The 11,451-nt window shown below is 37.6% G+C and carries 9 protein-coding genes and 1 pseudogene; all 10 read left to right on the forward strand.

Annotation, left to right across the window (positions count from 1 at the left end; translation table 11 throughout):
- Positions 1 to 235: 235 nt before the first annotated feature.
- A complete protein-coding gene (locus HT691_RS10735; RefSeq protein WP_023934621.1) occupies positions 236 to 1,522 on the forward strand; it encodes a U32 family peptidase in 1,287 nt (428 codons plus the stop codon).
- A gap of 335 nt (positions 1,523 to 1,857) precedes the next feature.
- Positions 1,858 to 2,750: pseudogene (locus HT691_RS10740) on the forward strand (ABC transporter ATP-binding protein).
- 15 nt (positions 2,751 to 2,765) lie between these two features.
- Positions 2,766 to 3,494, forward strand: a complete 729-nt coding sequence (locus HT691_RS10745) for an ABC transporter permease (protein WP_023934758.1) — start codon at positions 2,766 to 2,768, stop codon at positions 3,492 to 3,494.
- Between the two features lie 385 nt (positions 3,495 to 3,879).
- Positions 3,880 to 4,089, forward strand: coding sequence for a helix-turn-helix transcriptional regulator (locus HT691_RS10750; RefSeq protein WP_001107500.1), 210 nt, complete (start codon positions 3,880 to 3,882; stop codon positions 4,087 to 4,089).
- Positions 4,079 to 4,567 (forward strand): DUF6773 family protein, encoded by a 489-nt coding sequence (locus tag HT691_RS10755; RefSeq protein WP_023934373.1) that lies wholly within the window; start codon positions 4,079 to 4,081, stop codon positions 4,565 to 4,567. The genes HT691_RS10750 and HT691_RS10755 overlap by 11 nt, the downstream gene beginning before the upstream one ends.
- Before the next feature lie 115 nt (positions 4,568 to 4,682).
- On the forward strand, positions 4,683 to 6,143 hold the full coding sequence (locus HT691_RS10760; RefSeq protein ID WP_023936402.1) for a nicotinate phosphoribosyltransferase: 1,461 nt from the start codon (positions 4,683 to 4,685) through the stop codon (positions 6,141 to 6,143).
- On the forward strand, positions 6,140 to 6,964 hold the full coding sequence (gene nadE / locus HT691_RS10765; RefSeq protein WP_023936400.1) for an ammonia-dependent NAD(+) synthetase: 825 nt from the start codon (positions 6,140 to 6,142) through the stop codon (positions 6,962 to 6,964). The genes HT691_RS10760 and nadE overlap by 4 nt, the downstream gene beginning before the upstream one ends.
- A 349-nt stretch (positions 6,965 to 7,313) precedes the next feature.
- Positions 7,314 to 7,865: a GNAT family N-acetyltransferase gene (locus tag HT691_RS10770; protein WP_000643819.1), complete on the forward strand. Its 552-nt coding sequence runs from the start codon at positions 7,314 to 7,316 to the stop codon at positions 7,863 to 7,865.
- A 629-nt stretch (positions 7,866 to 8,494) separates the two neighbouring features.
- Entirely contained in the window at positions 8,495 to 9,064 is a 570-nt protein-coding gene (locus tag HT691_RS10775) for a G5 domain-containing protein (protein WP_007285059.1), read from the forward strand.
- Positions 9,061 to 11,451 (forward strand): PspC-related protein choline-binding protein 1 (locus tag HT691_RS10780; protein ID WP_172925372.1); only part of this gene is annotated, 2,391 nt, incomplete at its 3' end. The genes HT691_RS10775 and HT691_RS10780, both read left to right, overlap by 4 nt.

An 11,451-nucleotide genomic window follows, 5' to 3' on the forward strand; every position in this document is an offset into this window, starting at 1 on the left:
ATTTTAGGATAGTATCAATGAAAATCAAAGAGCAAATTAGGAAGATAGCCGCAGGTTGCTCAAAACAGTGTTTTGAGGTTGCAGATGGAAGCTGACGTGGTTTGAAGAGATTTTCGAAGAGTATTAAAAGATTAGAATTGTCAAAACAATCTGTCTAGGCTTGATTTTATCCCTTATTTACTATAAAAATGAGAAGGAAATACGTCAAACTTTTATATTGCAAATAGGAGAAAACATGACAAAAACATTAAAACGTCCTGAGGTTTTATCACCTGCAGGGACTTTAGAGAAGCTAAAGGTAGCTGTTCAGTATGGGGCAGATGCTGTCTTTATTGGTGGTCAGGCCTATGGTCTTCGTAGCCGTGCCGGAAACTTTACCTTTGAACAGATGGAAGAAGGTGTCCAGTTTGCGGCCAAGTACGGTGCCAAAGTCTATGTAGCTGCCAATATGGTTATGCACGAAGGAAATGAAGCTGGTGCTGGTGAGTGGTTCCGTAAACTACGTGATATCGGGATTGCCGCAGTTATCGTATCTGACCCAGCCTTGATCATGATTGCAGCGACTGAAGCGCCTGGTCTTGAAATCCACCTCTCTACCCAAGCAAGTGCAACTAACTATGAAACCCTTGAGTTCTGGAAAGAACTGGGCTTGACTCGTGTCGTTTTGGCGCGTGAGGTTTCGATGGAAGAATTAGCTGAAATCCGCAAACGTACAGATGTTGAGATTGAAGCCTTTGTCCACGGAGCCATGTGTATTTCTTACTCTGGTCGTTGTACTCTTTCAAACCACATGAGTATGCGTGATGCCAACCGTGGTGGATGTTCTCAGTCTTGCCGTTGGAAATATGACCTTTACGATATGCCTTTTGGGAAAGAACGTAAGAGCCTTAAGGGAGAGATTCCAGAAGAATTTTCGATGTCAGCCGTTGATATGTCTATGATTGACCATATCCCAGATATGATTAAAAATGGTGTGGATAGTCTTAAAATTGAAGGACGTATGAAGTCTATTCACTATGTTTCAACTGTAACCAACTGCTACAAGGCGGCTGTTGATGCTTATCTAGAAAGTCCAGAAAAGTTTGAAGCTATCAAACAAGATTTGGTGGACGAGATGTGGAAGGTTGCCCAACGTGAATTGGCAACAGGTTTCTACTACGGTACACCATCTGAAAATGAGCAGTTGTTTGGTGCTCGTCGTAAAATTCCTGAGTACAAGTTTGTCGCTGAAGTGGTTTCTTATGATGATGCGACACAAACAGCAACCATTCGTCAACGGAACGTCATTAATGAAGGCGACCAAGTTGAGTTTTATGGCCCAGGTTTCCGTCATTTTGAAACCTATATCGAAGATTTGCATGATGCCAAAGGTAATAAAATCGACCGCGCTCCAAATCCGATGGAACTCTTGACAATCAAAGTCCCACAACCTGTTCAAGCTGGAGATATGGTTCGAGCTCTCAAAGAAGGTCTCATCAATCTTTATAAGGAAGATGGAACCAGCGTCACAGTGCGTGCTTAATGTAGTTGTTTAGTTTTAAAAAATTATGCAAAGCTCCATATACAACACTTAAACGAGATTAAAGAATGGCGAAATCCCTTGATGTGCAAGGGATTAGCTGTCCTTTTTTATTTTTAAGTGATAAAGTCGGAGCTTAGGTATCAAAGTTTATCAAATTAAACAAAGAAGCGATGTCTTAGATATTTTGAAAAAAATTAATAAGCAGAAAACTCTTTATCATTTATGTGGTAGAGAGTTTTTTGTTAATAAAATTGTACAAAATGACATCTATATATTGCATTAAGTTAGATATATGATATAATGTTGTTAAAAAGAGGCGCAACTTTTTAAAATTAATGGGAATCAAAGAGAAAACCGAGAATATTAATGGAGGAATTGAAAAATGGAAGTTATAAATGTAAGTAAGCATTATGGTCATTCAATCATTCTCAAAGATATAAATTTTGCACTTAACAAGGGTGAAATTGTTGGTCTAGTAGGGAGAAATGGAGTTGGTAAGAGTACGTTGATGAAAATTCTTGTTCAGAATAATCAACCGACTTCAGGGAATATTATAAGCAGTGATAATGTTGGCTATTTAATCGAAGAACCAAAATTATTTTTATCTAAAACAGGTTTAGAGAATTTAAAATATTTGTCAAATTTATATGGTGTTGACTACAATCAAGAAAGATTTAGAAGTTTGATCCAAGAGTTAGATTTGACTCAGTCTATTAATAAAAAAGTAAAGACCTATTCTTTGGGTACAAAACAAAAATTAGCCTTGCTTCTAACTCTCGTTACGGAACCTGATATATTGATTTTAGATGAACCGACTAATGGTTTAGATATTGAATCGTCACAAATAGTTTTAGCGGTTCTAAAAAATTTAGCTTTACATGAAAATGTGGGAATTTTAATATCGAGTCATAAATTAGAAGATATTGAAGAAATTTGTGAGAGAGTCCTTTTCTTGGAGAACGGGTTTTTGACATTCCAAAAAGTAGGAAAAGATAGTCATAATTGCTTGTTTGAGATAGCTTTTTCATCAGCTACAAATAAAGACATTTTCATTACCAAACAAGAATTTGGGGATATTGTTCAGGAAGAGGGACTGAAAATTACTATGTCTGGTAATATTCAAAGTAGTGAGCTTTTTAAATTTTTTAATGAAAACTCTATTAAAGTAGTTGATTTTGAAACTAAAAAAGAGACGCTTAAAGATATTTATCTAAATCGTTCAAAATAAAGGAAGGTTATCATCATGAAATTAAATAAATTGAATTTTCTTAAAGAAAATATAAGGGATTTATATTCATCAGGCGTAATATATCTCGGTTTGATTATCTCGTTTATACCGCCGATATTGGTTACATTCTTTATTCTAAATACTCAAGGGACATCACTTGGTATTAAGCATATTTCAAACTTTTATGCTATGCTCGGTATGTTAATGGCTGTTATACATGCTAACCGAATTATTAGCAGGGATTTTTCCCACAATACGATCAGTTTATTTTATAATCAACAGAAAAATCGGATGATTTACGTCTTGTCTAATTTTCTATATGCCATCTCAGTTTCCATTATTTATGCTTTGAATGGCATTGTGTTACTAGTCATCGTAAGTAAATTGGGTGTTCCAGGTGATTTAGGATTAGATTTTATAGTAGCCATTGTAGTCAATACAATTTTGTTAGTCCTATTTTATTTTCTATTATCTTACATTTTCTATTTATACAAATTGAAAAGTGGCTTGGTATTTGGTATTTTAGTAGCTTTACTACTCTTTATCCCTAATATATTAAATACGATTATGATGAATACTAGTAATGATTTGTTTATCAAAGCAATTGAACTTCTTCCTTTTTATTCTTTACCTGTATTTGTGGCTTCAAATACGATGTCTATTAGTCAGTATCTTGTGGTAATCACTACAATCATTTTATTGTACTTTTTCACTCTCAAGAAAAGCAAGAAGTATTCATTTTAGTTTCATTTAGTATTATTTTGCATACCTAAAATACAATAAAAAAATCAGTCATCTTGGTATGCTCCTGCTTTCACTATTCAACACGTTTTTGACTTATACTAGGCTCATTTCCAAAAGCATTATATAATAGTGATATGAAACCAACTAAACTAAACAAGAAATATAAGCAATAAAAACTCGTTTAAAAGCTCCTACTAAAGCTAATACTAAATAAAAATAAAAGAGTAAACTAGGAAGTTTATTTCAAACAATCCAACATACTGATTTTAGGCTGAAGATAATATTGGAGTGCTAATTAATGAGGTTATAATAAATAGCTGACAGCTTGTGTTAGTTTGGAATTTTTTAAGAGTAGATGAATATTAAAACTATAAGGAGGACGCAGGTGGCTAAAAATTTAAAATTAAAATTAGCTCGTGTAGAGCTTGATTTAACACAAGGTCAACTGGCAGAGGCTGTTGGGGTGACGCGCCAGACTATTGGTTTGATAGAGGCGGGGAAATACAATCCCAGTCTCTCACTCTGCCAGTCCATTTGCAGATGTTTAGGGAAAACCCTAGACCAACTATTTTGGGAGGAAGAAGATGGTAAATAAATTCATTCATTATCAATTACTTGACGAAAGAGAAGAACAACTAATCAATAAAGCTGGAGCGGAATCCTTTACCCTCTTCATTGGGCTTGTGCTTCTAAGCTATTTGGTGGCTGTATTAGCTCCCTCTCTGTTTAATCCGAATTTTCTAGTCTATATTCTGATAGTAGGAATTTTCTTCTTTTTCAATCGTGCCCGTTATCTGGGAGTGACCTACTATAGTCGTTTTCATTTTACGATTTTGGGTTGTTTTTTCCTAACCTTGGCGATTACGGCTCTTTTGATGTTGCAGAATTATCAATTCAACATAGAAATTTATCAGCACAATCCTTTGAACGTTAAATACCTGTCTGCTTGGGCAATTACTTATGTCATTTACCTTCCCTGGGTCTTTATTGGCAATCTCGGTCTGAAGAGCTATGGAGAATGGGCTCAGAAAAAGTTTGAACAAGATATGGATGAATTGGAGAGTGGTGAATAGCTTGTTACTCTTTTCTCAATCCAGCTAAAATGTGATATAATAGTACTAATTTATTGGAATACATGAAAGTTCTTGAAAATTTTCATGGGTTTCTAGCTAAGGAAGTAGGAAAAGTATGTATCCAGATGATAGTTTGACATTGCACACGGACTTGTACCAGATCAACATGATGCAGGTTTACTTTGACCAAGGGATTCACAATAAGAAGGCGGTCTTTGAGGTGTATTTCCGTCAACAGCCTTTTAAGAACGGCTATGCGGTTTTTGCAGGTTTGGAAAGAATTGTGAATTATCTTGAAGACTTGTGTTTTTCAGATAGTGATATTGCCTATTTGGAGTCGCTAGGCTATCATGGGGCATTCTTGGACTATCTTCGCAATTTCAAGTTGGAGTTGGCCGTTCGTTCTGCCCAAGAAGGGGACTTGGTTTTTGCTAATGAGCCTATTGTGCAGGTGGAAGGCCCTCTAGCCCAATGTCAGTTGGTCGAAACGGCTCTTTTGAACATCGTCAACTACCAGACCTTGGTAGCGACCAAGGCAGCTCGTATTCGTTCGGTTATCGAAGATGAACCCTTGATGGAGTTTGGGACACGTCGGGCTCAAGAAATGGATGCGGCCATCTGGGGAACACGCGCAGCGGTGATTGGTGGCGCCAATGGAACCAGCAACGTGCGTGCGGGTAAGCTCTTTGACATTCCTGTTTTGGGAACCCATGCCCATGCCTTGGTACAGGTTTATGGCAATGACTATGAAGCTTTCAAGGCTTACGCTGCGACCCACAAAAATTGTGTCTTTCTTGTGGATACCTATGACACCCTTCGCATCGGTGTACCAGCTGCCATTCAGGTGGCGCGTGAGCTGGGTGATCAGATTAACTTTATGGGTGTGCGGATTGACTCTGGGGATATTGCCTACATTTCTAAGAAAGTCCGTCAGCAATTGGACGAGGCTGGCTTTACAGAAGCTAAGATTTATGCTTCAAATGACCTAGATGAAAATACTATCCTCAACCTCAAGATGCAAAAGGCCAAGATTGATGTCTGGGGTGTGGGAACTAAGCTGATTACAGCCTATGACCAACCAGCTCTTGGGGCGGTTTATAAGATTGTTGCGATTGAAGATGAAAATGGTAAGATGCGTAATACTATCAAACTGTCTAATAATGCGGAAAAAGTGTCTACGCCAGGTAAGAAGCAGGTGTGGCGCATTACCAGTCGTGAAAAAGGCAAGTCAGAGGGTGATTACATCACTTATGACGGCGTAGATGTTGCCAGCATGACTGAAATCAAGATGTTCCATCCGACTTACACATACATCAAGAAGACCGTTCGTAATTTTGATGCTGTTCCTCTCTTGGTGGATATTTTCAAAGACGGGAAATTGATTTATAACTTGCCTAGCTTGACTGAGATTCAGGATTATGCTCGTAAGGAATTTGACAAGCTTTGGGATGAGTACAAGCGTGTACTCAATCCGCAGCACTATCCAGTGGATTTGGCGCGTGATGTATGGCAAGACAAGATGGACTTGATTGACAAAATGCGTAAGGAAGCCCTCGGTGAAGGAGAAGAAGAATGAGTTTGCAAGAAACGATTATCCAAGAGCTGGGTGTCAAACCAGTGATTGATGCCCAGGAAGAAATCCGTCGTTCTATTGATTTCTTAAAAAGATACCTGAAAAAACATCCCTTTCTTAAAACTTTTGTGCTAGGGATTTCTGGAGGGCAGGACTCGACTTTGGCAGGTCGTTTGGCTCAACTAGCTATGGAAGAACTGCGAGCAGAAACGGGAGACGACAGCTACAAATTTATCGCTGTCCGCCTGCCTTATGGAGTACAAGCCGATGAAGCAGACGCTCAAAAAGCCCTAGACTTCATCCAGCCAGATGTCAGTTTAGTCGTCAATATTAAGGAATCAGCTGACGCTATGACAGCTGCTGTTGAAGCGACAGGTAGTCCTGTTTCAGATTTTAACAAGGGCAATATCAAGGCTCGTAGTCGTATGATTGCCCAATATGCCCTTGCGGGTGCCCATAGTGGAGCGGTCATTGGGACAGACCACGCCGCGGAAAATATCACAGGTTTCTTTACCAAGTTTGGTGACGGTGGTGCAGATATTCTCCCTCTTTATCGCCTCAATAAACGTCAAGGAAAACAACTCTTGAAGGAACTTGGTGCAGACCCAGCCCTTTATGAAAAAATCCCAACAGCAGACCTAGAAGAAGATAAACCAGGTCTAGCTGACGAAGTAGCCCTCGGAGTCACTTATGAAGAGATTGACGACTACCTAGAAGGCAAAACAATCAGCCCAGAAGCCCAAGCAAGAATCGAAAACTGGTGGCACAAAGGCCAACATAAACGCCACCTACCCATCACCGTATTTGATGACTTTTGGGAGTAAAAAGGTTCGGGGAACCTTTTTAGCTTCTTGCCCTGAAATTAAAAAGCAAGAAAAACCTCCAGTGGAGGTTTTCAGCCTCTCACCTTGAAATAAGAAAGTGAGAGAAGGTCTGGGGGATCTTGAACCCCGAGTTTAGAAATAAGAAAATGAGGCAGATTCGGTAACTCGAAGAGTTCGATTTCATCGTCTTACCCCTGCAACGATGACTAGGTTTGAAAAAGCTTGCTAGAGCGCATTTCAAACCAGGCAGCGACTGCGTCAAGAAATTAGAAGACAAACTCGTTTTCTAGCTGTTACTGAGTTGAGCCTTTTTACTACGAGCATAGAAATAAGGAAGTGAGGTAGCATCATGAAAGCTATCGGTACGCAAATATTACAGACAGAACGTTTGATTTTAAGAAGATTTGTGGAGAGTGATTCAGAAGCTATGTTTCAAAATTGGGCTTCATCCGCTGAGAATCTGACCTATGTTACCTGGGATCCCCATCCTGATGTCGTGGTGACTCGAAATTCGATTCGTAACTGGGTTGCTTCCTATACTAATCCCAACTATTACAAATGGGCTATTTGTCTCAAAGAAAACCCAGAGCAAGTGATAGGAGATATCAGCATCGTTGCAATAGATGAGAACAATTCTTCTTGTGAAATTGGCTATATTTTAGGAAAAAACTATTGGGGTCGTGGTCTTATGACAGAGGCCTTAAAAGCTGTCTTGGACTTTTGTTTTACTCAAGTAGGATTTCAAAAAGTCAAAGCTCGATATGCCAGTCTCAACCCAGCTTCAGGTCGTGTCATGGAGAAGGCTGGAATGTCCTATCTACAAACGATTGTTAATGGTGTAGAGAGAAAAGGCTATCTTGCGGATCTTATTTATTATCAGATAAGTAGGGAAGAATGTTGAATTCTATTTTCTGTTTCTATCGAAGTCAACTATTTATTGTAAATATAATAAATGGCATTCTAAGTTTATTTGCAACTTTAAAATAGCATATTGATTAGTACAAGACAGATGTTCTAGTTCCTTCTTTAATCTGGTTTAGTATTAGTTAAAAAATCGCTTTAAGCTTGTAACTAAGAGGGAGCTAATCGACTAGATTCTCCAGCCGAACAGGTGGTAATGTGCTTTTTATAGTGTAATCCTAGCTGTTGTTAAATTTAAAATAGAATCCTCTATCGAGTTAGGGAATTAAATTCCACCAATTTTATTTATGTTTTTCTATCAAAATATCTAACATTAAAATAGTCTCATTCTGATGCGCAAACTATTCTATTTATACTGCATAGTTGTATAAGGAATGATGAAAGATGAGTGAAAGTTATCAAGTTGGAATGTTTGTATCTAAATATATTAGCATGTATTTAGATAAGATGTCTGCAATCCTTTATATATGAGATTGATTACGATATAGTTAAAGTGTTAGTTCAATAATTAATATATCATTTTAAGTTTATTTGATGTATGAAACATATTGTTTAACATTTGCCAGAAAATATGCTATACTAAGTAGTAACTTTTAGAAGGAGGATGTAATGGCAAAATCTAATACCAATAAGCGCTATGCATTACGTAAACTCGGAAAGATTTTTGGTTCTGTGATAGTCGGGCTAACTTTATTTTTAGGAGGAATCCTGAATACAAGTTTTGTTCATGCTGATGGAACAAGAGTGACATTTATTAAAGACGATACCCGCCGTAAAGGAGAGGAACCGGAGACTGATGTTGATGAAGTAGGAAATATTATTGTTAAAGTTCCAGCTAAAGATAGCGTTGAAACAAAAGTAATTCCAATAGAAGCAGAATACGAAGCCGATCCTATGTTAGAAAAAGGGAAAAAAGTAGATGATTCAAATCGTCAAGGTAAACTAGGTGTCAGAACTATTACTACTACTTACAGAATTGAAAATGGTAAAGCAGTAGAGGATACTTCTACAGAAAAAGTAACAACTCCTATGGAAAAGAAAATTATAAAAGTCGAAACTAAACCTACTGTTCGTGTTGAAGAGATTGAATCAGAGGAAGTTAAGTTCGAAAAAGATTTAGAACATCAAAAAGGAAGCAACCCTAAGACTATACCTGGAGAAAAAGGAGATAAAGAATGAATAGAAAAGACATGAAAAAACAATACTCTCTTAGGAAAATTGGAAAGTATGTAGGTTCTGTTGTTATTGGATTATCGTTTGCAGCGGTTATGAATAGCACCAGCACCGAAGTCCAAGCAGCACAACAACCTCCATCAGCAGAATCATTTGAGTCTACTGACGACGAAATAAGTGAGGAAGGATTTACTACAATCGTAACTGATCTTAAAACAAAGGAGGCTGTACCTTTTGAAACAAAATACATAGCTGACGACGCTATGGAATTAAATACTAAAAAAGAAGTAACACCTGGAAAACTGGGAGCAAAAGCATTTAAGAATAAAGTTTTCTATAAGTATGAAACAGGAGAGAAAACAATTCTTAAAACAACTCCCGAGAAGGTCATAATAACAGAACCCACAACACAGGTAATAAAAGTCGGAACTAAACCTACTGTCGTTACTGAAAAAATTGAGTCTTCTATTAAATATATAAAAGACCCTAATAGACCTATCGGAAGTGATGTTGTAACTGAAAGTGATGGGGAGGATGGTATTAAGAAAATTACCACTACCTATTCTTTAAACGAAAATACTGGAGAGGTTACGGTTAAAGAAAACACAACTACTATTGAGAAAAAAGCGCAAGACATCGTCTATAAAGTCGGAGCTCAAGATAAAATTCAAGAAACTACGATTAATCATAAAAAAATATATGAGAACGATGATAATCTTGAAGTTAGAACACGAAAAGTAAAAACTCCAGGAGAAAATGGAAAAATAGTTACAACTACTTCATATAGTGTATCCCCTATTAATGGTACACCTACTCCTAATACACCAATAGAAAAAAGAACAGAACCTAAAACTGAAGTGATAACAATTGGTACTAAACCTACTGTTCGTGTTAAAGATTTTTATTCAGAAGAAGTTAAGTTCGTAAAAGATTTAGAACATCAAAAAGGAAGTAACCCTGAGACTATACCTGGAGAAAAAGGAACTAAAGAAATCACTACAACATACAAACTAGATACAAATACCGGAGAAGTCTCAGAACTAGAAACAACCGAAAAAATACTAACTCAGCCTACTCCTACTGTTGTAAAAGTCCCTGCTAAAGATAAGATTGAGCATAAAGATATTCCAATAGAAGCAGAATACGAGGCGGACCCCACGTTAGAAAAAGGGAAAAAAGTAGATGATCCAAATCGTCAAGGTAAACTAGGTATCAGAACTATTACTACTACTTACAGAATTGAAAATGGTAAAGCAGTAGAGGATACTTCTACAGAAAAAGTAACAACTCCTATGGAAAAGAAAATCATAAAAGTCGGAACTAAACCTACTGTTCGTGTTGGAGATATTGAATCAAAAGAAGTTAAGTTCGAAAAAGATTTAGAACATCCAAGAGGAAGTAACCCTGAAACTATACCTGGAGAAAATGGAACTAAGGAAATCACTACAACATACAAATTAGATACAAATACTGGAGAAGTCTCAGAACTAGAAACAACTGAAAAAATACTAACTCAGCCTACACCTACTGTTGTAAAAGTTCCAGCTAAAGATAAGGTAGAAAAACGCATCGCCGAAAAAAGTACAAATATCCGTTTTGAAAAAGATGAAACTAGAGACCGTAATGAAAATCCTGTTACAATTGACGGAGAGGATGGCTATGTAACCACGACGACGACCTACGATGTTAATCCAGAGACTGGTAAGGTTAGCGAAAAGATTACTGTTGATAGAAAAGAAGCCACGGATACAGTTATCAAAGTTCCAGCCAAAAGCAAGGTTGACCGCGAAGTCCTTCCTACAAGTGTCATCCGTTATGAAAAAGATGAAAGTAGAGACCGAGGAGCTTCTATTGAGATGGTTGACGGAGAGGATGGCTATGTAACCACGACAAGAACCTACGATGTTAATCCAGAGACTGGTAAGGTTAGCGAAAAGGTTACTGTTGATAGAAAAGAAGCTACGGATACAGTTATCAAAGTTCCAGCCAAAAGCAAGGTTGACCGCGAAGTCCTTCCTACAAGTGTTATCCGTTATGAAAAAGATGAAAGTAGAGACCGAGGAGCTTCTATTGAGATGGTTGACGGAGAAGATGGCTATGTAACCACGACAAGAACCTACGATGTTAATCCAGAGACTGGTAAGGTTAGCGAAAAGGTTACTGTTGATAGAAAAGAAGCCACGGATACAGTTATCAAAGTTCCAGCCAAAAGCAAGGTTGACCGCGAAGTCCTTCCTACAAGTGTCATCCGTTATGAAAAAGATGAAAGTAGAGACCGAGGAGCTTCTATTGAGATGGTTGACGGAGAGGATGGCTATGTAACCACAACGACGACCTACGATGTTAATCCAGAGACTGGTAAGGTTAGCGAAACGGTTACTGTTGATAGAAAA

Source organism: Streptococcus sp. 477 (assembly GCF_013277295.1).
Lineage (GTDB): Bacteria > Bacillota > Bacilli > Lactobacillales > Streptococcaceae > Streptococcus > Streptococcus pseudopneumoniae.